We start from the raw sequence: 23,764 nt of genomic DNA on the forward strand, positions 1-23,764 counted from the left end.
ATGTACGAAAAAATTATCATTCTGGATTTCGGTTCGCAGACTACGCAACTTATCGGTCGTCGAGTCAGAGAACTTAACACGTATTGCGAAATCGTGTCTTATAATAAGTTTCCGTCCGATGCTTCGGGGGTCAAAGGGGTGATTCTTTCCGGAAGTCCCTATTCGGTGAATAGTCCCGAAGCGTTCAAGGCCGACCTGAGCGCTATTCGCGGTCAATACCCTTTGTTGGGAATCTGTTACGGAGCGCAACTGCTCTCGGCTACAAGCGGAGGGCAGGTCGAATCGGCCGGTTCGCGCGAATACGGTCGGGCGCATCTTTCGTCACTCGATACCAACGATCCATTGCTGACAGGCATCACTGCGGGAACACAAGTTTGGATGTCGCATGGCGACACGATCACTCACCTGCCGGAAACGTTTCGAGTGATTGCCGGTACGGACGATGTGGAAGTTGCTGCTTTTCACATTGAGGGCGAACAGACATGGGGCGTACAGTTCCATCCCGAGGTGTTTCATTCGACCGACGGCACGAAGCTGCTGGATAACTTCCTGAACATCTGCGGATGTAAAAAAGACTGGACGCCGGCCTCATTTATCGAATTGACCATCAATGAATTAAAAGAGAAACTCGGCAACGATAAAGTAATCCTGGCTCTTTCGGGCGGCGTAGACTCGTCCGTAACGGCCGTGCTGCTTCACAAAGCTATCGGCAAAAACCTGACGTGTATTTTCGTCGATCACGGCCTGCTTCGCAAAAATGAGTTCGAGACCGTATTGAAAGATTACGAACACCTGGGACTGAACGTGATCGGGATCGACGCCAAAGAAAAGTTCTACAGAGAACTGGCCGGTGTGAGCGATCCGGAAAAGAAGCGGAAGATTATCGGTAAGAATTTTATCGAGGTGTTCGATGAAGAAGCGCATAAACTCGAAGGCATTCGATGGCTCGGTCAGGGAACGATTTATCCCGACGTGATCGAATCGCTCTCCATCACCGGAACGGTCATCAAGAGCCATCACAATGTGGGCGGGCTTCCCGAAAAGATGCGACTGAAACTCGTTGAGCCGCTGCGCCTGCTCTTTAAAGACGAAGTGCGCAGTGTCGGCACCGAATTAGGCATGATGCCGCACCTGCTCAAACGCCATCCGTTCCCGGGTCCCGGCTTGGGCATACGCATCCTTGAAGACATCACTCCCGAAAAAGTGCACATCTTGCAAGAAGCCGACCACGTGTATATCTCCTTGCTGCGCGAATGGGGACTGTATGATAAGGTATGGCAGGCCGGTGCCATTCTGCTACCCATACGGTCGGTGGGCGTGATGGGCGACGAACGCACATACGAAAACACGATCGCTCTGCGCGCGGTGACTTCGACCGACGCTATGACGGCCGACTGGGCACAGCTACCTTACGAGTTTCTGGCGAAAGTGTCGAACGAAATCATCAACAAGGTGAAAGGTGTGAACCGAGTAGTCTATGACATCAGTTCCAAACCGCCCGCAACCATTGAGTGGGAATAAAAAAAGAAAAACATCCACATGAATCCTATTTGGTCAATAACGTCGAATCAGGCGATAGCCCGAGAAGTGCGAGACTATCTGATGATTGCTTTGGGAATGGTGCTTTACAGTATCGGATGGACGGTGTTTCTCCTCCCAAATGATATTATGACAGGCGGTGTGCCCGGTATTGCCTCCATTGTTTATTTCGCTACCGGACTGAAAGTACAGTATGTGTATTTCGGGGTAAACATTTTTTTATTGTTGCTTTCAATTAAAATCCTGGGATGGAAGTTCAGTATCAAGACGGTTTACGGCGTTTTTATGCTGACGTCTGCTTTGACCGTCATACAGGAAGTGACTCAGGGCATGAGACTGTTACAGAATCAGCCTTTTATGGCCTGTGTATTGGGAGCTTCGTTCTGTGGATGCGGGTTAGGTATTGCTTTCTCGGCCAACGGCAGTGCGGGAGGAACGGATATCGTAGCCGCCATCATCAACAAATACAGAGATATTACGCTGGGGCGGGTGATGATGATCTGCGACACGATCATCATCACATCCAGTTACATGGTACTCAAAGACTGGGAAAAGGTGGTTTACGGCTTCGTGACGTTATATGTATGCAGCTTTATGCTTGATCAGATCGTCAACAGTGCTCGTCAGTCAGTGCAGTTTTTTATCATATCCAAACGATACGAAGAAATTGGCCGCGCGATCAATGCCATGCACCGTGGGGTGACGGTGATCGATACCGTCGGGATGTACACCGGACAGCCGCAAAAGATGATGTTCGTGCTGGCCAAAAAACGCCAATCGACGACTATATTCCGTATCATCAACGATATTGATCCTCGTGCTTTCATATCACAGAGTGCTGTGATCGGGGTTTATGGAGAAGGTTTTGACCATCTCAAGGTGAAGAAGAACAAACCCATTGATCTTCCGGCCGAAAAAGGGGCATCAACCCAAATTCTGCAATAGTAGAGATTTCTCGTAAATCGAAAATCTAATTCGCATTTATACATGACTACTTATATCGTAACACGATGATATGATGGTAGAGTGAGACCCTTGATCCATGTGCGCCTCTGTATCTGTAAAGGAAACGGCCAACGACAGTGTTGAATAAAATAAAAGAGAAACATATTTTAACTATATATTTATGTTTTTTTAACTCATTAAATTTATCTAAGTCATTTAATAAGTCTATCTTTGCGAGTATTAACATAAATATCTTTAATTATGAGAAGTAAATTATCTGTTATTTTTTTGTTTTTGATAGGCTTTGTGATGCTGTCGCATGCGCAAAGTTTTATCAATGTAAACTTAGGTAATGCCGTCAAGCATAAAGACGGCTCGGGAGTGTATTACACTTTCCCAAACTTAAGTGTTGTTGCAAGTGACGGACTTCTAATCAAGTCTGTGCGACTTAATATTAGACAGGCTACTGCCACCTATGTACTTCCTGCCGGATGGCGGTTGAGACCACAAGGGTACTCTTCCAATGAGTATTTTATTGAAAATGAATCCGGCGTATCGGCCTCCGATGCGCAAACTTTTTTAAGAAGTATACAGTACAAGTTCAGCAATGGGTATAAAGGCGGTGAATTAGGTATTTGGGTATGTGACTATATCACGCCGGAAGTCTCCCCTATGCCGGGTAGCATATCTGCTCAAACAAGAGCTGTTGCACCTACAACATGTAGTGATTACACAGAGGTCCGTTTCGGCTTTGAAAGTACGAAAAGTGCTTCGGTGAATGATGGTGGGGTCAATAATGGGACATTAGCTGCGCCTGTGAAAGTGCTTCTTGGAGATATCATCGAATATAAAATCGAAGCGGTTAATGCGGCCCCACAGGAAGAGGGAGGAGGTCAAGCGATGTCTTCCGCCCGTATGGGATTACGGGCACAGGGTGAACCTCTTTCCACTCTGATCATTGAGGATAAGCTTCCCGAAGGACTTGAAGTGGTTCCCGGCTCTATTACCGAAGGCGGAGTTGAGAATAGCGGTATGATTAAATGGACGTTGGAAAATGTTCCCAGAGGAGTGAATAAAGTCGTAACATTTAAAGCGAAGCTGAAAACCCCGTTGATTCAGGCGTATTATCAGAACATCATGAAAAATACCGCCAAAGTAACCACTCAATGGACAGTAGATATACCGGAACCTGCAAGCGGTCAGTTAAGTCTGAGGCGTGAAGAGTCGCAAGAATATACTTCACAAACCGATACTACGTATCATCAGCGCGCCGTTTGTACGGTTAAATTCACCGTCGACCCTGCAGCCGGAGGCGCATTGACCAACGGAAACGATCAAGTGATTGATTATGGTACGAAACCGGCCGCAGGCGTGACGGTAACCCCATCGGGTGCTTCGTATAAGTTTAAAGGCTGGAAACATGGCGGGTTTACTTCGCTGAAAGACGGTGAAGCGGCTGCTCCCGCAGCATCGGGGCCGGAGGGGGATGCCAACTGGTATACTACGGTAGATGTGAAAGGCGATGTGACCTTTACGGCCGAGATGGTGTTGCAAGGCTATGCAATTACCTACGATTATAATGATAAGGCATCTTCTCCCAAAGGTCAGACGATGCCTCTTGCCACCCCTCCGACTGTAGCTAATCCGACCGGCTATATTACGAGCGAGATTCCGTCCGGAGGTATCCCGCTTAACGCTCCCACCCGTATAGGCTATGTGTTTAATAAATGGCTGGTAACGAAGACTGCAGATGGGACTCAGGTAAGTGATAATAATATTATCCCTGAGGGTACGCAAGGCGATTTGAAAGCTACAGCTCAATGGACTCCCAAACGCTTCGGTATCGGTTATGAATTAGATGGCGGTAATCCTCCAGCAACTCCTAATCCGACGCACTATACCATCGAAACGTTGCCGGAGAAAGTTCAGCATGCACCGACGAAAGCCGGTTATACCTTTGTTGGCTGGACCAACGATCGTTTTGCACCGACGACCCAGATGACGGTAGATATTCCGCTGAAGGATGCTGCCGGACACTATACCCAGGATTCGCTGACGTTCTACGCTCATTGGCACCAAAAGATTGTGGTTGATACGGTAACCTGCGAAGGTCCGCTTAGACTCAAAGGCATGCCCGGTGCGAAGAGCTATAAATGGGAATATCTTGTGTCGGCTACGGAAAAGAAAGAAGTAGGGAATGCTCAGCACTTTGATGCTGAGAAATCGGGTACGTATGTTTTGACGACCGACTATGGTACGGTAAATGTCCAAGACACCTTCAAAGTACTGTTTGCATTCGAAGGAAAGCAGGAACTCAAAAACAATAAGCATATTCCGGCCAAGATCGGAAGAAAGCAGGAGTTTTATGTTAAAATGGATACGGTAGGCCGTAACGTAAGTTACAAATGGTCCTTGACGGAAGGCGATACGACTCATTCGATGAAGGGAGACTCTTTGTATGTTGTGTTCCGAACTTCAGGAAAGAAAGAAGTCGGCGTAGAAATAACGGTTACGCTTCCGAGCGGTCTGATATGTAAGAAAGTACTCTCTGCTTCGATTGTTATCAGCGAGAAGTATAACGGCTTCTTTGTCGACCAGCATGTACAGGGTGGCCGTGAAGACGGTTCGTCGTGGGCCAATGCTTACCGTCGCATAGAGCAGGCTCTTGATAAGGCGCGCGCCGGCGACTGCGTATGGGTAGCACGTGGTGTCTATACTCCGCCGACCGGTAAGTCATATGAAATGAAATACGACAGTGTAGAGGTGTACGGCGGTTTCGGCGCGTGGGAAAGCTATCTGCATGAACGGGTGTTCGCCTCGAACCAGACGATTGTTCGACGCAGCGACAACGGTTCTTCGGTGATTGTGATTGAAGGAAGCAAAGGCATGCGCTGGGATGGCTTTACGATTGAACAAGGACAAGCGACACAAGGTGGCGGTATCCTGAACAAGAACGGTCAGGTAACGATAGCCAACTGTATCATCCGGAACAATCGCGCCGATCAGGGCGGTGGAATATATAACGGCAATGGTGGCGATGCAGTCATCTTCAATACGGAGATTAGCGGCAATACGGCTACCGATGGCGCCGGGATGTATAACCATTCCGCTCATCCGCGTTTGACCAATGTAACGATTAGCGGGAACCTCGCATCGAACCAGGGCGGTGGTCTCTACAACGACGGATCGAATCCGGATGTTCGTAATACGATTCTCTGGGGGAACCGTGCCGCCAAATTCCCGAATGTGTCGAATACGGGAAGTACGCCGATGTTCAGCTTCAGCTTGATCGAAAAAGACCGTGCCGGCTGGGATGTTGCGCTGGGCTCGGATCAAGGCGGTAATATAGACGGCAGCCCCGTATTCAGAAAGAGAGGCTTTGATGAGAGTGGTGCTATGCGTGAAGGCGACTACCGTTTAGGAGCCAATAGCGCTGCAGAAAATCAGGGGTTGAATCGTTATGTCTATGTAGAGAAGACCCGTGATGCACACCTTCCTACGTTAAATGAAAGCGAATATCACAGTGGCTTCCCGTATGATCTGTCAGGGATGAATCGCATCATCGAAGACCGTGTAGATATCGGCGCCTATGAATATGCACCTGATATAACCTTCCCGAAGGTTTCCCGCGAGATTGTGATTCCGACGGTCAAAGGGTTGACCTTCCAACCGACTCCGGGTATCCATTATGTGAATACGGGAGATGACTTTACGTTCAGCGTGAAAGAAGAAGAGTCCGGAAGCGCGCTGAAGGCCGGAGAAAAGAAACGTTTGATAGAACGTCTTAAAATTACGACGGGTGATCCGATTCGCGACAAAGACGGCATTGAGATGACGGAGAACGAAGACGGTTCGGTGACGGTTAAACTGATTAAAGTGACCGAAGGTATCACGTTGACCGTAGACCCGCATGCTAACTCATCGGCGGTCGTTACGGGCGAAAAAGTATGGTCGTACAAAGATCATGTGCTGTTGAGCGTGAAAGCCTCTACGGACGTTCGTATCTACGATCTCGAAGGCCGGTTGGTCGATGCCCGCAAGGTCAATGCCGGTGAGACATCCATTGCTCTTCCGCAAGGCATCTATCTTGTTCGTATCGCCGATCGAAGCTATAAGGTGATTCTTCGGTAATCCGGAGAGTTGATCCTCTTGGTGAAGCGTAAATTATTCAAAAACGGCAGCCCTTTTCAGTATCGAAAACGGCTGCCGTTTTTGCGTAAAAAATAAAAATAAGTTACCTAAGGGAACGGAGTTAGATTAATTCTTCATTTTATATTTTCCCATCTCAGGCAGATACCTTTTGATGGCGGCGATGCGTGTTGCATCGCTGGGGTGTGTGCTCAGCACTTCGGGAGTCCCCCCGTTTCCGGCTGTCGACATTTTTTGCCAGAACGTAACAGCCACCTCCGGATTATATCCGGCCATGGTCATAAACACCAAACCCATATAGTCGGCCTCGGATTCATGTTTGCGGGAGTAGGGAAGAATGACACCCAGCTGTGCACCCAGTCCGAAAACGGTTGCCCCCAACTGTCGCATGGCCATCGATCTTTCACTGAGTGCGGCATTGACAATAGAAGCCCCAAATTGGGTCATTAACCCTTGACTCATACGTTCATTGCTATGCTTGGCCACGGCGTGCGCCACTTCATGACCGACAACGACCGCCAACTCGTCGTCCGAAGCTGTCAACCGGAGCAATCCTTCGTAGACCACGATTTTGCCTCCGGGCATGCAGAAAGCATTCACTTGATTGTCATTAATCAGATTAAACTCCCATCTGAAATGCTTCAGTTCATTTTCCAGACCGTTTTGCTTCAGATAAGTTTCGGTCGCTTCGGCAATTTTTTTGCCGACACGCACTACGGTAGCTGTCTTGTCTTTATCGGTCGATTTCTTTGCCGTCTTCATATATTGGTCATACTGAGTCAGACTGGCTGTCAGCAACTCCGAATCGGAGACTAGCAGCATCTGCCTTCTACCCGTCAACGGCACGGTACTGCATGAGGCTGCCAATAGCGCCACCATGCAAAAAAAAAGCATCTTTTTCATGTTGTTTATATTCATATGTGAAGAATAGAGATTTTACGCCGTATACGTCGATGCGGATGTATCTCCTCCCTTACCGGTCCAGTTCGTATGGAAAAATTCGCCGCGCGGCCGGTCGGTACGTTCGTAGGTATGTGCGCCGAAATAGTCGCGTTGCGCTTGCAGCAGATTGGCCGGCAAACGTTCGGTACGATATCCGTCGAAGTAGTTGAGCGCGGCGCTCATCGACGGTATGGGGATGCCGTTCATTGCAGCGGCGGCTACGACGCGTCGCCAGCTTGCCTGCGCCGCCAGTACCTTTTCTTTGAAGAACGGATCGAGCAGCAGGTTGGTGAGGTCGGGATTCCTGTCGAACGCTTCTTTGATTTTTCCGAGGAAAGCCGAGCGGATGATGCATCCGCCGCGCCACATCAGGGCGATGCCGCCATTGTTCAACTCCCATCCGTATGTTTGGGCAGCTTCGCGCATCAAGGCATAGCCTTGAGCATACGATACGATCTTGGAGGCATACAGGGCTTGCCGAAGATCTTCGATAAACGCTTTTTTATCTCCGGAGAAAGAGGGTGCGGGGCAACACAATTCGTGCGAGGCTGCCACACGCTCGTCTTTTTGTGCAGACAAACAACGGGCGAATACGGCCTCGGCAATCAGGGTCAGAGGCACCCCCTCGTCGAGAGCTACGACGGCCGTCCATTTGCCGGTGCCTTTCTGACCGGCAGTGTCGAGTATCCGGTCGATGACAAACTCGCCTGCCTCGTTGCGACAGGCAAGGATGTCGCGGGTAATCTCAATCAGGTAACTGTCCAGCTCGCCCTTGTTCCATTCCTTGAAAACGTCGTGCATCTCGAGGTTCGACAGGCCAAGTAACTCTTTCATCATCTGATATGTTTCGCCAATAAGCTGCATGTCGCCATACTCGATGCCGTTGTGTACCATCTTGACGAAATGTCCGGCACCGTCTTCGCCTACCCAGTCGCAGCAAGGCATTCCGTCGGCCTGCGCACAGACGGATTGGAAGATCGGTTTGACAAGTTCCCAGGCGGCTTTCGACCCTCCGGGCATCATCGACGGGCCGTTCAGCGCGCCCTCTTCGCCCCCCGAGACTCCGGTACCGATATATAGCAGTCCTTTGCTTTCGACGTATTTCATGCGGCGAACGGTATCGGGGAAATGCGTGTTCCCCCCGTCGATAATCACATCGCCCGGTTCAAGGAAGGGGATCAGTTGTTCGATAAAGTCGTCGACCGCCTGCCCCGCTTTGACGAGGAGCATCACCTTGCGCGGACGTTTGAGCGATCGGCAAAGTTCTTCGATCGAATGTGCCGCAATGAAATTCTTGCCCTTGCCGCGTCCGTCAACGAATTTGTCGACCTTCGCCACTGTACGGTTGAAAACGGCTACCGTAAAGCCTTTACTCTCCATATTGAGTACGAGGTTTTCGCCCATCACGGCGAGACCTATCAGTCCGATATCTGCTAATCGATTCATGTCAGTTTAATCGTTTGTTATTCTTATTACATTCCAAGTGAAAAGGTCTGATTGTTTTCTGTTCGAGACCGTTTTTCACGATGTCTCTCTTTACGAGGTATCTGCAAAAGTAGTGAAAAACAGTTGGAATATCAAAAGCGGTCGTGGATTATTTTTTCGACGTTCAGCCGGTCGGAAGCAAAATAGAGCAACAGTCCGCGTGCGGAGAGGAAAATCAAAAAAGCGATCCAGAGCGCCGTATTACCGAGCCACGGCGACAAAGCATAAAAACTTGCCAGATAGAGGACGGTGGAGAGGAAAACGGTGTTGCGTAAAATCTTTGTCCGTGTGGCTCCAATCATGATGCCATCGATCATAAACGGTACAGCCCCGATGAGCGGCACGGCAATAACCCACCCGATGTATTGTCCGGCACAGGCAATGATCTCGTCCGAAGGGGAAAAAACCCCTAAGATTTCTTTCCATCCGACGAGGTATAAGCCGACAAACAGCACGGCGATGAGGAATGACCAGCCCATCAGCCGGCGGATAAACCGGTGTAGGGTCTCAGTGTTGCGTTCGCCCACGAAACGGCCGGAAAGCGCTTCGGCCGAGTAGGCGAATCCGTCGGCCAGATAGGAGAAGAGGGTGAAGAGCTGCATCAGCAAGGTATTCGTCGTCAGTATCACGTCGCCGAAGCGTGCCGAAGCGGCCGTAAAAAACGTGTAGGCAATAACGATGCAGAATGTACGCAGAAAGATATCTTTGTTGATATGCAGGAAACGAACGAGGGGAGCCAGCCTGAGCGAATCACGGAGGCTGAAATAAGCGCTGTACGGACGATACTTCACAAGCCAGAACACCACCGCCATGATCAGCCCCGCATATTGTGCCACGACGGTGCCCCAAGCTACCCCCGAAATGCCCATCCCCAGACCGAAAACGAATCCGACACTGAACACGATGTTGGCTACGTTCGAGAGGATGGCGATGTACATCGGCGTGCGTGCGTCCTGCATCCCGATGTACCAGCCTTGAATGGCGAAGAGAAGAACCGACGCGGGCACAGCCCGGATACGCGCGAAAATATATTCGGCAGCCAGCGCCTGCACTTTGTCGCTGCCCTGCATGAGCGCCAGCGAATACTTCCCTATCGGCTGTTGGAAGACGAGGATCAGCACCGCAAGGACCAAGGCTAACCAAACGGCTCGCACGAGCATGTTGGCACATTCGGCGTGGCGTCCCGCGCCACAGGCTTGCGCCGTGATGCCGCTCGTACCCATGCGCAGAAAGGCGCAGTTCCAGTAGATAAAGTTGAAAATGGTAGTCCCGATCGACAAGGCCGCGATATTCGCGTCGTCGCCCAACCGGCCGGCAATGGCCGTATCAGCCATACCGAGCAGCGGCACGGAAATGTTGGAAATAACATTCGGAACGGCCAGACGAAGAATATGACGGTCGGTATCGGTGTATTTCAGAGCCATCTTCCTCTCATCGTAGAGTAAACCCCAACCCGGCCAGTCCGTTTCGTGTTTCTTCGGCGACGCGGGTAAGGTGCAGGCTGAAGTGCTTACATTCGCGCCGTATCCAATAGTCTCCGCGCAGTTTCTCGAACATGGCGGGCGACTGTTTCAGCCGTTCGCTGTCCTGCACGATAGGATAGGTATGCGTCACGGCTTCGTAAAAAACCGCCTCGGCTGTTTTACCGGCGCCGTCGATGGCGAGCGTTGCAGACATGGGAGGAGGCGGAATATCGGCGGGATACCAGTCGCGCAGGGCGTCGAGGCCGAAGAAGCGACAAAATTCATGCACGCAGGCGGCCGTTCCGTTCGCTTTTCCGTCCGACGAATACCCGGCAATGTGAGGAGTGCCGATGAAAGCGTCGCGCAGCAGATCGAGGTCGATGGCCGGTTCGTTTTCCCACGTATCGAGGATGAAGGCAGACAGTTTTCCTCGCGAAGCCCTTTTAAGCGCGCCGGAGTCGGCCACCGCTCCTCGCGACGAGTTGATAAATACCGCGCCGCCTTTCATCCGGCCGAAGAAATCGTCCGAAGCCAGATGGTATGTCGGGTACGCCCCTTCGCACGTCAGCGGCGTATGACACGTAACGATATCGCTTTCATTCAACAAATGTTCCAACGGAACAAAAGCCGCATCTCCTTCGCGTTCGGCGCGCGGCGGGTCATTCAGGAGGACACGCATGCCGAGCGCTTCGGCGGCTGCCGCCACTCTGCGACCGACGTTTCCCACGCCGATCACTCCGATCGTCGTGTCGGCCAGTCGCAATGCCCGTTCATGCGCCAGCATGACGCATGCCGCCGCAATATATTGCTGTACGGACGAAGCGTTACACCCCGGTGCATTGATCCATCGGATGCCTGCCGCATCGCAATAGTCCGTGTCGATATGATCGTACCCGATGGTTGCCGTGGCAATCAGCCGGACACGGCTGCCCTTCAGCAGCGTTTCGTTGCACAAGGTGCGCGTGCGGGTAAACAGGGCGTCGGCATCTTTCACGTCGGAAGCTGTGATGGCTGTCCCGGGCAGGTAAACGATGTCGGCATAAGGTTCCATCACCCCTTTGAGGAAAGGGATTTTATCGTCGGCAATAATTTTCAGTCGTTCCATTCGACCGGCAAAGGTAGCATAAAAAACGTGCGTTTCTGCCATCACACAAAACTGTTTGGTTCTTGTGTAGCCGTTGCAAGCATCACACAAAACCACATAAACACTCCTCATTGAGGAAGATAAGTGCCGACGGACGGATTACTCCCTTACTCGACCGCTACTTTGGCCACGACCTTGCGGATGTTCCCCTGTCCGATGCCCGGCGCGTGCCCGTCTTCGGGAAAATAGACGGCGAACTGTCCGGGATACAGTTTGGTGTAGGTAGTCGGGAAATCGTAATAGAGCGTGAGGTCTTTTTCGGCATCGTAGGGCTGGGAGATGATCATCAGCTCGTCGCCGGCTTTCCATCCGATGCTTTCCACCCCGATGATGGGGGTCTGGATATCGATGTATTTCTCATGCGTTTCCATTACGGCATCCTGCGGGTCTTTGCCGCGAAGCGTGGAGACGGAGAAAAACAGGCGCGGATCGTCCGTTTCGATTTTACCGTCTTCTATCTGCGAGAAATCCGTCTCTTTAAGATAATCGAAGGCTTTTTTGAACAAAGGGTGTAAAGACTCGACATGTTTCGAGTTCTGTAAAGAATCTACTATCATCATATATCTGTTTTCAGATGGCCGGACGAGAGCATGCGAGTGCTTTCGTCCGGCGTCGTTTTCCGTTATTAATAACTGCCGGAACGTTTTTTTGTTATACGAATAAATGCAAAATAGCCACAAATGATTTTAAAGCGGCTGTTGAAAAGGTGTTGCCGTTTTACAATGTGTCTGAAAAAAACAAACTGCCTCAAGCATACGCAGCCCGAGGCAGTTTATTTTACCTGAAGGTCAGATTCCGCTGAAGTCCACCCCGTCGAAGAGCAGCGAGGGGATACGCCAGCTTGACGAGAAACGCGGGTCGTTGCCTGTTTCGGCCAGACTTGACCAGAGCGTGAGCATGTTGCCCGTGATGTTCATCTCGTTGACCGGCTGCGTGAGCTGCCCCTTCTCGATCAGAAACCCTTCGATGCCGTACGAGAAGTCGCCCGTTGTCGTGTTGCAGTTGCCACCGTTGAAACCGGTAACGAGCACGCCTTTGTCGACCGATGCGACGAGCCCGTTCATATCCTTTGTGCCGAGCGGCATGGTCAGGATCGAGGGAGAGCTGACGGTGGGCTGTGTACCCAGCTTATTGGCATAGTACGTATCGATGTAGTACGTTTGCAGGATTCCCTGATCGAAGACTTTCCGTTGCTGCGTGGCGATACCTTCGTTGTCGAAGTAACGTGCGCCGGAAGATCGCAGCAGGTGCGGCTCATCCGTGAGCGTCATCTTTTCGCCGAGCGTCTTTTGGTTAAGTTTGTCTAACAAGAACGAATTTTTCTGTTGGATGGATGATCCGTAGAGTGCATTGATGACCGGCGAAAGCAGTCGGGCGGAGCTTAAAAAATCCACGACCATCGGCATGCGTGCCGAAGCGATTTTGCGTTGTCCGAGTTTGCGGCGCACGCGTTCGAGCGCCTTCGTACCGATGCCTTCCTTTATCAGGGTGCCGTAGTAGAGCGATGAGTCGAACCAGTACGATTCCGGACGCGCATCGCCTTCGCCTCTGATGCTGACCGTACCGACGAGCGAGAAGAAGGAATTCGACGCTTCGCCCTCGAAGTCGTTGCTGGCTACCATATAGCGGAAGTTATCTCCGTCGTTATACGACGAGCCGGCGGAGATGATGCGTTCATCCTTTCCCATGATTTCGTCGCAGACCTTCATGGCCAGCCCTACCTTGTCGTCCGGATGTACGGATTCGAACGCTGCATCGTAGAGTTGCAGGTCTGCTCCGCCGCCCTTATAATACAGGGCTGGATCGGGCAAGGTGCGCGCTTTGTCTTCGGCCAGATAGCGTGTCGAATCGATGCCGTTACGAATGAATGATTCCAACTCTTTCCGGTCTAAACGGTTGGTTGAGAACGATCCGTAGCGGCCGTCTGTGAAAAGATGGATCGACATGCCGTTTTCCGATGCCTGTTGTAGCCGGTCGATTTTCATGTCGCGAATATCGAACGAAGTATTGGAATTGTTGTAAAGCGCAACGCGGGCAGCCTGACAGCCGTTCTTCAATGCGTACTCCATCACCCATCGCGCCAGTTCTTTCTGAGGGTTCGTAATCATATCAACTCTCTCCTCCTACCGTTAATTTACTTACCAATGCCGACGGCATCCCGACCGTCACAGGGCACGACTGCCCGTCCTTGCCACACGTCCACGTGCTGTCGTCCGTCTTGAAGTTAGACCCTACCATCGTGATATCGGCCAGCGCCTGGGGGCCGTTGCCGATGATGTTGATGTCTTTAATCGGCTGTGTCAGTTTTCCGTCTTCGATCAGGTAGCCGCTCTTGACGAAGAACGTGAAATCGCCGGCACCGATCTGTACCTGTCCGTTCGTGAAGTTCGACACGTACACGCCCTTCTTCACGGCTGCAATGATTTCTTTTTCGCTATGGCTGCCCGCCTCCATGTAAGTGGAGCGCATGCGCGGAAGCGGAACGTTACGGAACGATTCACGCCGCCCGTTGCCCGTCGGGGTTACCTGATAATGTTTCGCGCTGATGCGGTCGTGCAGGTAGCTTGTCAGTACGCCGTTGCGCACAATGTATGTTTTCTGTCCTTCCGTCCCCTCGTCGTCGATGTTGACGGCCCCGCGGTTAAACGGCAGTGTGCCGTCGTCTACAATATTGATGTTCTCGTTACAAACCTTTTGATTCAGTTTATCGGAGAAGATCGATGTCTTCTTACGGTTGAAATCGGCCTCGAACGTATGGCCGATAGCCTCGTGCAACAGAATGCCCGAACCTCCAGCTCCCATCACGACCGGCATCTCGCCCCCTTTGGGTTTGATGGCCTGAAACAGGATCGAGGTACGCTCGATGGCTTCTTTCGCAAGTGTCTCGACGATATTGTCCGTCAGAAACTCGGCGCCCATGCGGAACGACCGCGAGGTGTAATTGCTTTCGATCTTGTCGCCTTCCTGCATGATGCACAATGCCGAGAGACTGACCATCGGGCGATAGTCGTAATACATCTGTCCTTCCGAGTTGCAGAACAGGATGTGTGAAGTCGTATCACCCAGTCCGGCCGATACCTTCGTGACGCGCGAATCGAGCGCGAAGATGCGATCGTTGAGCTTTTGAATGTAGGGCATCTTATCCTTGACGATCATCTCATCCCACGACTTCTCCACCGCATAATAATTGTATTTGAGTGAGACGTCCGTCAAACCTGCGGGCGCTTTCGGGGTGGCGCTTTCGGCAATGCGCGCAGCCGTGCGGGCGGCTTTGAGCATCTCGTCAAGGGTGATCTGCTCTACGTAGGCATAACCGGTCTGATCGCCTGACAGTACGCGCACGCCCATCCCGAAGTCAATGTTCGAGGATGCACGGTTGACGACGCCGTCTTGGAGACCGATGTTATTGGAATACGAATGTTCGAAAAACAGATCGGCATAATCGCCTCCTTTCTCCAGAGCTGCCGCAAGGACCTGCCGGAGCTGGCTCTCCGTAACGCCGAAGAGTTGCATGACGAACGACAAGGGACTCGAGCCTTTGGCCGTCGATGCGTTCAGGTCACAACCGGTTACCATGGAAGAGGCGGCCATTGAACTCAGCATCGCCCATCCTCCCGCTTTGATGAACTCACGTCGATTGATTGACATAGGTAGATGTTTTTTACGTTCATGGCTACAAAGGTAACAAGAAAAAGAAAAAATACGGAGCCGCGGAAAGAGAAATCTTCAATGTATGGTCAGGACGTTCCACGGTTGTTCGTGTCGGGAGGCGGAATGCCTTCTCTTCGTTTGGCATTCTGCCACAGTTCGCTTATCTTTGCCCAAACAAAAAAACAGAGAAACATTATGAACAGAAAAAACGTAAGCATGACCGTCGCAGCATGGTTGGCCGGGAGCCTCTTATTCTCTTCGTGTATCGGCTCCTTTAAGCTGACGAACGGACTGTTGAGCTGGAACCGCAGCCTCGACAATAAATTGGTAAACGAACTTGTTTTCGTTGCTTTCTGCATCGTCCCGGTATATGGGGTCTCCATTCTTGCCGATACACTGGTATTGAACACCATCGAATTTTGGAGCGGAGACAACCCGATTTCCTCGATGCCCGAAACGCAAACTGTCGAATCCGAAAACGGACAGTACACCATTCGCACCCAACCCAATGGCTACCACATCCGGAAAGAAGGTGGAACTGAAGGCATCGACCTTGTGTTCGACAAGGCTGACCGTACATGGAGCGTGGTGAGCGGCGATCAGTCGCACCGGCTCTTCCGCTTTACCGAGAAGTGTGATGAAGTGGTGATGTACCTACCCGACGGCAGAGAAATGAACGTCGAGCTAAGCCGTGCCGGAACCTTGGCATTCCGTCAAGCCGTAGAGAAACTGACTTATTTTGCAGCTAATTAATTTAACATTCCTATTTTATTTTCTATGAAGAACTATTTCTTGACGGGCATGTTCTGCCTTTCTCTTACCGGATCTTTGTGCGCGCAATCGTCCGGTCTGCCGTATTGGCAGGACATACAAACCGTAGCGGTGAACAAAGAAAAACCGCGTACCGAATTTATGAGTTACGACGATGCCCGAACGGCAGGGAGTACGCCTTTTGAACAGAGCAAGTATTATCTGTCGCTTAACGGCACATGGAAATTTCTGTATGTCGACAGCTATAAAAAGCTTCCGGCCGATGCCACGTCAGCCGATGTACATACCGCATCATGGAACGACATCCAAGTGCCTGGCAACTGGGAAATGCAAGGCTTCGGCACGGCTATTTACACGAATCACGGCTACGAGTTCAAGCCGCGCAATCCGCAACCTCCCGCATTGCCCGAAAACAATCCGGTGGGCATCTATCGTCGTGACTTCGAAATTCCCGCAGGTTGGGACGGACGCGACGTGTATCTGCATATCAATGGAGCCAAATCGGGGCTGTACGTCTACATCAACGGCCGGGAGGTTGGATACAGCGAGGATTCCAAAAATCCGGCCGAGTTCCTGATCAATCCGTATTTGAAGCAGGGAAAGAATATCGTGACCCTGAAAATATTCCGGTGGAGCACCGGGTCGTACCTCGAATGTCAGGATTTTTGGCGCATCAGTGGTATCGAGCGTGACGTCTACCTTTGGTCACAACCTAAAATCGCCGTGAACGATTTCCGTATCGTTTCAACACTCGACGATTCGTACCTGAATGGCATTTTTCGCCTTGCCGTCGATGTAAAAAATCATTCGTCGAAAGCCGAAAACGTAACGGTCTCATATCGATTGATCGATGAGCACAGGGCTGAAGTTGCGACAGGCAACCGTACGTTATCGGTAGAAGCCGGCACAACGCAGACCTTCTCGTTCGGAAACCTGTTGGAGAAAGTGGCGCGGTGGAGTGCCGAACAGCCCCACCTGTACCGTATCGTTATGACGGTCGAAGCAAACGGCAACGCGTGTGAGGCCGTGCCTTATCGTGTCGGCTTCCGCCGTTTCGAAATGAAGCAAACCGAAGCGCTTGCAGCTAACGGAAAGCCCTACACCGTCATGCTTTTCAATGGTCAGCCGATTAAGTTTAAAGGAGTAAACATCCACGAGCATAATCCCGAGACGGGGCATTACGTGACCGAAGCGTTGATGCGTCGCGATTTTGAACTGATGAAACTTCATAACCTGAATGCCGTGCGCCTGTGTCATTATCCGCAAAGCCGCCGCTTCTACGAATTGTGCGACGAATACGGGCTTTATGTGTATGACGAGGCCAACATCGAGTCGCACGGAATGTATTACGATCTGCGCAAAGGAGGTACGCTCGGCAATAATCCCGAATGGCTTGTCCCGCATATGGATCGGACGATGAATATGTACGAGCGTCACAAGAATTTTCCGAGCATCACACTCTGGTCACTCGGCAACGAGGCCGGTAACGGATACAATTTTTATCAGACATATCTATACATAAAAAATAAGGAGAAGGACGGAGCAGACCGCCCCGTGAACTATGAGCGTGCGTTGTGGGAATGGAACACGGACATGTATGTGCCGCAATATCCGAGTGCCGACTGGTTAGAGAAAATCGGTCGCGAAGGGAGTGACCGTCCTGTCGTGCCGTCGGAATATTCGCATGCCATGGGAAACTCGAACGGAAATCTTTGGAAGCAGTGGCAGGCAATTTACCGATATCCGAACTTGCAAGGCGGATTCATCTGGGACTGGGTCGATCAGGGCATTCGCGAGACGGATAAAAACGGACGTACCTACTGGGCTTACGGAGGCGATTACGGCGTCAACGCACCGAGCGACGGCAATTTCCTCTGTAACGGCATCGTCAGTCCCGACCGTACCCCGCACCCGGCGATGGCCGAAGTGAAATACGCTCATCAAAACGTAGGCTTCGAACCGGTCGATACTCAAACAGGCGAAGTGCGTATCACCAACCGTTTCTACTTCACCTCTATCGACAACCGCTATAACATCATCTGCCGGCTCATGGCTGACGGAAAAACCTTGCAGGAAAAGGTGCTGCCTGTAACCCTGAAACCGCAGGAATCGACAACCGTCCGTACGTTTGTGCCCAAAGGATCGTCGGAATGTTTCGTCAATCTGTCTGTCGTAACGAAAGAGAAAGACGGCGTAATCCCTGCGGGACATGTGATTGCTCACGATCAGTTCCGTCTTTCGGAACAGACGAATCGCCCGCAATATAAAGCCGGTGGAGCTAAACCGCAGATTGTGAATGAAGGTGACCGGATCGTCGTTTCGTCGCCGAAGGTGCAATTCGTCTTCGACAAAAAGAACGGCATCGTCACCTCCTACAAGGTCGGCGGCAAGGAATATTTTCATGACGGCTTCGGCCTCCGGCCCAACTTCTGGCGTGCCCCGACCGATAACGACTACGGCAACGGCGCCCCCGAACGCGAACAAATCTGGAAGCAGAGCAGCCGTCATTTTCACGTCACCGACGCAACGGCTCGTATCGAAGGGAATCAGGCGATTGTCGGCACGACGTTCCTGTTGCCTGCCGGAAACCTGTATATCGTAGATTATACCATTTCTCCGAGTGGCGTAATGAACGTATCGGCACGTTTCACATCGACCGAGCTGAGCGCCGCCGAGGCAGAAGCGTCCGAAGCAACCCGCACGGCAACGTTCACTCCCGGCAAAGAGGCAGCCCGCAAAGAGGCTTCCCAACTGAACGTGCCACGTATCGGCGTACGTTTCCGTCTGCCCGCATCGATGAATACGGTGCGGTATTTCGGGCGTGGACCGGAAGAGAACTACTGGGACCGGAAAGCGGGTACGCCTGTCGGGCTCTACCAATCGACGGCCGATCAGCTGTATTTCCCGTACGTCAGACCGCAAGAAAACGGACATCACTGCGATACGCGCTGGCTCTCCCTCACTGCCGGAAACGGGGGCGGACTGCTCATCGTGGCAGACAGCCTGATTGAGTTCAATGCTTTACGTAATGCGATCGAAGATTTTGACGACGAAGAGAAAACCCATCTCCCACGCCAGTGGAACAACTTTACTCCTGAAATGATCGCCGATCACGATGAGGCGAAAGCTAAGAATCGCCTTCGCCGGCAGCATCATATCAACGACATCACGCCCCGCGATTTCGTTGAGGTGTGCATCGACCTCAAGCAGCAAGGTGTAGCCGGCTACGATAGCTGGGGAGACCGTCCGTTGCCGGAACATTCTTTACCGGCCAATCGCAATTACCGGTGGGGATTCACCTTTGTTCCTGTCAGCAGTGCATCGGAAGTGCAGGCAAAAAGCCGGATGACGTACGGAAACAAAAGCGGATCATCACCCGTGAAGAAGCAGGATTAACGAGACAACGCTTTTCAGACATGATCATTTGTCCCGGAGCCGCTGCCCCATACGGCCCCGGGACATTTTTATCTTCTGATGTAGTGTGTCAGATGTTGGGACAGAGAGAGAGTCGTCAGTCGTCGACAGCTTGTCCCAAGAGCGTCGCCGAAGTAGCATCTTCGATACGCACGTTCACATACCGGCCGATGCGGTGATTGCCCTTATCGAAAATCACAACTTTGTTGTGTTCCGTATGTCCGAACAGGCGGTCGCGCGACCGTTTGGAGAACCCTTCCACAAGCACCTCGAATGTTTTCCCGATGTCGCGGCGGTTGCTTGCTTCCGAGAGCTGATTCTGCAATTCGATCATTCCCTGCAATCGTCTGACCTTCACCTCCTCCGACACATCGTCGGGGAGATGTTTGGCGGCATATGTGCCCGGTCGCTCGGAATATTTGAACATAAAAGCTGCGTCATAGCCCACTTCGCGCATCAGCGACAAGGTTTCTTCGTAATCTTCCTCCGTTTCGGAATGATAGCCGCAAAAGAGATCGGTCGAGATGGCGCACTCCGGCAGGATGCGGCGTATGGCGGCGATGCGGTCGAGGTACCACTCGCGTGTGTATTTACGATTCATCACGGCCAGCATACGCGAACTGCCCGACTGTGCCGGCAGATGAATAAATTTGCAGATGTTTTTGTGTGCGGCCATGACGTAGAGCATCTCGTCGCTCATATCTTTCGGGTGCGAGGTCATAAAACGGATGCGCATCTCGGGCACAGCCTCCGCCACCCGGTCGAGAAGCTGAGGGAAACCGATGATTTTACCGTCGGGTGTCTCGTAACGGTACGAGTTAACATTTTGCCCGAGCAGCGTCACATCTTTGTAACCTTTCTGCCGCATGTCGCGTATCTCGTTCAGAATGCTGTCGATGTCGCGGCTTCTCTCCCGTCCGCGCGTGTAAGGCACGATACAGTAGGAGCAGAAGTTATTGCAGCCGCGCATGATGGAGACGAAGCCGGTCACGTGCACACCCGCCATCTTGAGCGGGATCACGTCGCGATATGTTTCCTGCGTCGACAATTCGACATGGATCGCCTTCTCGCCCCGCTCTACGGCTCCGACAAGGTTCGGCAAATCCATGTACGAGTCGGGGCCGGCCACCAGATCGGCGCCGTGCCGATTCACCAGTTCCTCTTTGACGCGCTCGGCCATACAACCGAGTACCCCGATAATCAGATGTTTCTTTTGCTTGCGCAACGACTGAAAGTATTGCAATCGCCCGACGACACGCTGTTCGGCATTGTCGCGCACCGAACAGGTATTGACGAAGATCGCGTCTGCCTCACGGATATCGTTCGTCAGTTCGTATCCGTCAGTCTGCATGACCGAAGCCACGACCTCGCTATCCGCCACATTCATCTGGCATCCGTATGTTTCAATATATAACCGGCGATCGCCCGTATGTCTTTTTGTTTCTATCTCCATTCCTTTCCAAAAAATAAGGGCGCAAATTTACACGATAATCTTCAATTTCCGTAACATACCCCCGGATTTCACTCCTAAACAGATGTTAATCCAAACAATCCATAGTTGTCGAAGATATGAAATACTTTAGGAATAATATGCCGGATTGCATTCCTTGATACATATAATGTTTTATCCAATAATTTTGATTATATTATTTTTTTTTATATCTTTGCGACTAAATCCAACCTTCAGCATATTCACATACTGATGTAGTTGGTAATATTTAATAAAAACTTTTTTAACAAAATGAAAAAAAAGATTAAAGACGGGCTATAGTCGTTTATCTACCACTCGACTACAGTTGCATTTAAAATAATTCTAGCGGTAAGAGAATGGGGAGAATGGTAGGACTTCTTTGAAATCCTATTGAATATTTATTCTTTGATAGAATAGATTTTCAGTCTATTCTAAGAAATAGGGGGGGGGGGATTTGATCCCCCTATTTCTTAATTATCAAGGCACAAAAAGCATGTTTTCGGATAAAGTCGTTTCCCGGATCTCTTTGCTCGAAAAGCCGACTTCCAGCACCTGCCCCATATAACTTTCGAAATAGAGCACTTTCAGTTCATGCCATCCCGCCTCCAGTGCGATCTTGCCGTCCTTCCGCCGCGGGCTGCCGGAACCGTCGTTATCGACTACCTCATGTCCGTCGATCAGCAGGCGCGAACCGTCGTCGGAGAACGTATAAAAACGATAGACGCCTCGTTCAGGAATGTTAATCCATGTCCGGAACTCGTAGCCGAAGTGATCTTCGCGCGGGGCTTCACGAATCGAGAGCGCAGGCATCGTTCCTTTCCCGGCCGGTTCACTCTGCGTCATCTGGCGCGTCGATTGGAAATCGCCTTCATAGTATATATAGCTCACGCCCTGTTTGGAAGGAGCACCCTCGAGCGCAGGCAGGTACTGCATACCCGTTTCGTCGGCTGCCGAAAGTCCCGAAGGGAAGTAATAAAGCTGCTCTTTCCCCGATGGGGTACGAATCCACGTATCGAACCGGAACTTGTCCTGATACAACTCGATGATCCGCGCACCGCGTTCGAGTTTGCCGTACGCATCCGTCCCCGTGACCCGTCCGAAAGCCAAAGCGATGTCGTACTCGATCCCGATAAAATCGTTGTCATGATCATGCCCGGCAAACACCCCCATGACGTCTCCCATCTCAACCAGCGAGGCAAAAAGTCCCGAGTTGATTTTGGGAGAAGCATTCCCTTCTCCTTTCGTCCCGAGCGTCGTATGGCGTCCCTCCACGTGATCGTACTCCGGCAGTGGGATATGAAAGAAGGAGAGCGCAGGCAACGGCACGCCTCCGTTCCCTTGCGTATAACGCCGGCTCATCTTCCTGTACCATTCGATCTGATCGAAACGAATCCAGTCGTAATGCCCGTATTTCGTTTGTGCGGGATAGTCGTTCGAATCGAAGCAGTAGAGCAGCGCGGCAACATCGGCCGATTGCGCACGCATAACGGGTAATACATAGTTTCCTGTGCCGTAAATATCTGCCGGTCCCTCCTCCCCGACGAAATACGGGCGATCCTTTAACAGAGCGAAAATCTCTTTCCGTGATATTCCGGCTTCAGCATCGTGATTTCCCATTGTGACGGCAAAAGGGATCTTCGTCTCTGCAAAAATGGCGGCGATAGCCTGCCAGGCCTCACGTGCCGGCGCATCGGTCACGACATCGCCGGTAAGAATGGCCAGATGAGGCTTTTCGGTATCGAGTATATGCTTGATGGTCGCGACGGTCGTTGCACAGTTCGGAGAGCGATGGCTCCAGTGCAGGTCTGTAAACTGTGCGATACGGAAGCGCCCCGCCTCATCGAAACGGAGCGTAACAGCGGACTCTTTCGCTGGCAATGCCCAAGCATACACGCATAAGAGCACAAGGAAGAAGAACAACTTTCTCATGACAAAAACGTTTTATTTCCATACAAGTTTAGCGACTACAGGAGCATGATCCGAAAGATAGATACCGTCTTTTTTTTCGGGTAGCGTTTCATAGGTCTGTACGGTGAAGTCGCCGGTCAAAAAAACGTAATCGATCAGCGGGCGTTCTGTTTCGACAATCTTCCCAAAGTTATGAAACGTACCCCGAAGGCCGGTCACGTTTTGTGCGATGGAACGGCTGTCGCGCAAAGTCCGGGTCACATGGGTAAACACATCTGTGTCGGGCGTGGCGTTGAAGTCGCCCGTAAGGATCACCGGCAGACCGCGCCTCAAGGTCTCGGTGCGGCGGAGCAGCAGCGCAACGCCTTCGCTACGGGCTACTTTCCCGACATGGTCGAGATGCGTATTGATAAAAAAGAGCTCGCGCCCCGTCTTTTTCTCCTTCAATATCGCCCACGTAGCCATGCGCTCGCAGGCGCCGTCCCAACCTTTCGAACCGGCCACCTCAGGCGTTTCGCTCAGCCAGAACCACCCGGAGTCGATGGCTTCGAACCGGTCGGCACGGTACATAATCGCGCTGTATTCCCCTTTTTCCTTTCCGTCTTCGCGTCCGGCACCGATCGCCCGGTATTCCGGCAGCCGTTCCTTCAAATCATTCAACTGATGCGCGAGGACTTCCTGCATACCGAGCAGATCGACCCCACGCGCACGAATCACCTCAGCCGCCACTTCCTTGCGATGGGGCCAGGCGTTTTCGCCGTCTCCCGCATGATCGTAACGAATATTGAACGTCATCACATACAACTCGGCCGGCTTCTCCGAAAAAGAGAGTAGCAACGGCAACAATAATAATCCGAATATTTTTCTCATGATGTTTTGATT

Annotated in this window: 15 protein-coding genes; 5 read left to right on the forward strand and 10 right to left on the reverse strand. The window is 51.5% G+C overall.

Annotated elements, in window-relative coordinates; translation table 11 throughout:
- The 3 genes from guaA to BFO_RS01980 all read left to right on the forward strand — a co-directional run bounded on the left by guaA (position 1) and on the right by BFO_RS01980 (position 6,615).
- Positions 1-1,521: a glutamine-hydrolyzing GMP synthase gene (guaA, locus tag BFO_RS01970; RefSeq protein ID WP_014223893.1), complete on the forward strand. Its 1,521-nt coding sequence runs from the start codon at positions 1-3 to the stop codon at positions 1,519-1,521.
- An 18-nt stretch (positions 1,522-1,539) separates the two neighbouring features.
- On the forward strand, positions 1,540-2,484 hold the full coding sequence (locus BFO_RS01975; RefSeq protein WP_014223894.1) for a YitT family protein: 945 nt from the start codon (positions 1,540-1,542) through the stop codon (positions 2,482-2,484).
- Between the two features lie 261 nt (positions 2,485-2,745).
- Positions 2,746-6,615 (forward strand): InlB B-repeat-containing protein, encoded by a 3,870-nt coding sequence (locus BFO_RS01980; RefSeq protein ID WP_041590583.1) that lies wholly within the window; start codon positions 2,746-2,748, stop codon positions 6,613-6,615.
- A gap of 126 nt (positions 6,616-6,741) precedes the next feature.
- On the opposite strand, the gene BFO_RS01985 is transcribed toward BFO_RS01980, so the two are convergent.
- The 7 genes from BFO_RS01985 to BFO_RS02020 form a co-directional block, all read right to left on the reverse strand.
- The gene (locus BFO_RS01985) at positions 6,742-7,536 is read right to left on the reverse strand and encodes a M48 family metallopeptidase (protein ID WP_041591037.1); all 795 of its coding nucleotides are present in this window, start codon (positions 7,534-7,536) and stop codon (positions 6,742-6,744) included.
- Between the two features lie 33 nt (positions 7,537-7,569).
- On the reverse strand, positions 7,570-9,021 hold the full coding sequence (gene gnd, locus BFO_RS01990; protein WP_014223898.1) for a decarboxylating NADP(+)-dependent phosphogluconate dehydrogenase: 1,452 nt from the start codon (positions 9,019-9,021) through the stop codon (positions 7,570-7,572).
- A 131-nt stretch (positions 9,022-9,152) separates the two neighbouring features.
- Positions 9,153-10,484, reverse strand: a complete 1,332-nt coding sequence (locus tag BFO_RS01995) for an MATE family efflux transporter (protein ID WP_014223899.1) — start codon at positions 10,482-10,484, stop codon at positions 9,153-9,155.
- A 7-nt stretch (positions 10,485-10,491) separates the two neighbouring features.
- Complete coding sequence (locus BFO_RS02000; RefSeq protein ID WP_014223900.1) at positions 10,492-11,670, reverse strand: 4-phosphoerythronate dehydrogenase; 1,179 nt, start codon at positions 11,668-11,670, stop codon at positions 10,492-10,494.
- 104 nt (positions 11,671-11,774) lie between these two features.
- Complete coding sequence (locus BFO_RS02005) at positions 11,775-12,224, reverse strand: YhcH/YjgK/YiaL family protein (RefSeq protein WP_041591039.1); 450 nt, start codon at positions 12,222-12,224, stop codon at positions 11,775-11,777.
- A gap of 231 nt (positions 12,225-12,455) precedes the next feature.
- Positions 12,456-13,775, reverse strand: a complete 1,320-nt coding sequence (locus BFO_RS02015) for a TldD/PmbA family protein (RefSeq protein WP_014223903.1) — start codon at positions 13,773-13,775, stop codon at positions 12,456-12,458.
- 1 nt (position 13,776) lies between these two features.
- Positions 13,777-15,315 (reverse strand): TldD/PmbA family protein, encoded by a 1,539-nt coding sequence (locus BFO_RS02020; protein ID WP_014223904.1) that lies wholly within the window; start codon positions 15,313-15,315, stop codon positions 13,777-13,779.
- 198 nt (positions 15,316-15,513) lie between these two features.
- Between BFO_RS02020 and BFO_RS02025 the strand changes: the two genes are divergently transcribed.
- A complete protein-coding gene (locus BFO_RS02025; protein WP_041591040.1) occupies positions 15,514-16,071 on the forward strand; it encodes a DUF3332 domain-containing protein in 558 nt (185 codons plus the stop codon).
- A 24-nt stretch (positions 16,072-16,095) separates the two neighbouring features.
- The gene (locus BFO_RS02030; protein WP_014223906.1) at positions 16,096-19,485 is read left to right on the forward strand and encodes a glycoside hydrolase family 2 TIM barrel-domain containing protein; all 3,390 of its coding nucleotides are present in this window, start codon (positions 16,096-16,098) and stop codon (positions 19,483-19,485) included.
- A gap of 115 nt (positions 19,486-19,600) precedes the next feature.
- Here the strand turns inward: BFO_RS02030 and miaB are convergent, their stop codons facing one another.
- From miaB to BFO_RS02045, 3 genes are all read right to left on the reverse strand, one after another.
- Positions 19,601-20,956 carry a tRNA (N6-isopentenyl adenosine(37)-C2)-methylthiotransferase MiaB gene (gene miaB, locus BFO_RS02035; protein WP_014223907.1) on the reverse strand — a complete coding sequence of 452 codons (1,356 nt, stop codon included), beginning with the start codon at positions 20,954-20,956 and terminating at the stop codon, positions 19,601-19,603.
- Positions 20,957-21,451: 495 nt separating this feature from the next.
- Positions 21,452-22,903: a metallophosphoesterase gene (locus BFO_RS02040; protein ID WP_014223908.1), complete on the reverse strand. Its 1,452-nt coding sequence runs from the start codon at positions 22,901-22,903 to the stop codon at positions 21,452-21,454.
- Positions 22,904-22,915: 12 nt separating this feature from the next.
- The gene (locus BFO_RS02045) at positions 22,916-23,752 is read right to left on the reverse strand and encodes an endonuclease/exonuclease/phosphatase family protein (RefSeq protein ID WP_014223909.1); all 837 of its coding nucleotides are present in this window, start codon (positions 23,750-23,752) and stop codon (positions 22,916-22,918) included.
- Positions 23,753-23,764: the final 12 nt, after the last annotated feature.

It is taken from the genome of Tannerella forsythia 92A2 (genome assembly GCF_000238215.1).
Taxonomy (GTDB): Bacteria; Bacteroidota; Bacteroidia; order Bacteroidales; family Tannerellaceae; genus Tannerella; species Tannerella forsythia.

Excerpts from the sequence above, each read along its gene's own strand:
- BFO_RS02005 (WP_041591039.1), bottom strand. The coding sequence starts at position 12,224 with ATGATAGTAGATTCTTTACAGAACTCGAAACATGTCGAGTCTTTACAC.
- miaB (WP_014223907.1), bottom strand. The coding sequence starts at position 20,956 with ATGGAGATAGAAACAAAAAGACATACGGGCGATCGCCGGTTATATATT.
- BFO_RS02045 (WP_014223909.1), bottom strand. The coding sequence starts at position 23,752 with ATGAGAAAAATATTCGGATTATTATTGTTGCCGTTGCTACTCTCTTTT.
- BFO_RS02020 (WP_014223904.1), bottom strand. The coding sequence starts at position 15,315 with ATGTCAATCAATCGACGTGAGTTCATCAAAGCGGGAGGATGGGCGATG.
- BFO_RS02025 (WP_041591040.1), top strand. The coding sequence starts at position 15,514 with ATGAACAGAAAAAACGTAAGCATGACCGTCGCAGCATGGTTGGCCGGG.
- gnd (WP_014223898.1), bottom strand. The coding sequence starts at position 9,021 with ATGAATCGATTAGCAGATATCGGACTGATAGGTCTCGCCGTGATGGGC.
- BFO_RS02000 (WP_014223900.1), bottom strand. The coding sequence starts at position 11,670 with ATGGCAGAAACGCACGTTTTTTATGCTACCTTTGCCGGTCGAATGGAA.
- BFO_RS01995 (WP_014223899.1), bottom strand. The coding sequence starts at position 10,484 with ATGGCTCTGAAATACACCGATACCGACCGTCATATTCTTCGTCTGGCC.
- BFO_RS01985 (WP_041591037.1), bottom strand. The coding sequence starts at position 7,536 with ATGAAAAAGATGCTTTTTTTTTGCATGGTGGCGCTATTGGCAGCCTCA.
- BFO_RS02030 (WP_014223906.1), top strand. The coding sequence starts at position 16,096 with ATGAAGAACTATTTCTTGACGGGCATGTTCTGCCTTTCTCTTACCGGA.
- BFO_RS02040 (WP_014223908.1), bottom strand. The coding sequence starts at position 22,903 with ATGAGAAAGTTGTTCTTCTTCCTTGTGCTCTTATGCGTGTATGCTTGG.
- BFO_RS02015 (WP_014223903.1), bottom strand. The coding sequence starts at position 13,775 with ATGATTACGAACCCTCAGAAAGAACTGGCGCGATGGGTGATGGAGTAC.
- BFO_RS01980 (WP_041590583.1), top strand. The coding sequence starts at position 2,746 with ATGAGAAGTAAATTATCTGTTATTTTTTTGTTTTTGATAGGCTTTGTG.
- BFO_RS01975 (WP_014223894.1), top strand. The coding sequence starts at position 1,540 with ATGAATCCTATTTGGTCAATAACGTCGAATCAGGCGATAGCCCGAGAA.
- guaA (WP_014223893.1), top strand. The coding sequence starts at position 1 with ATGTACGAAAAAATTATCATTCTGGATTTCGGTTCGCAGACTACGCAA.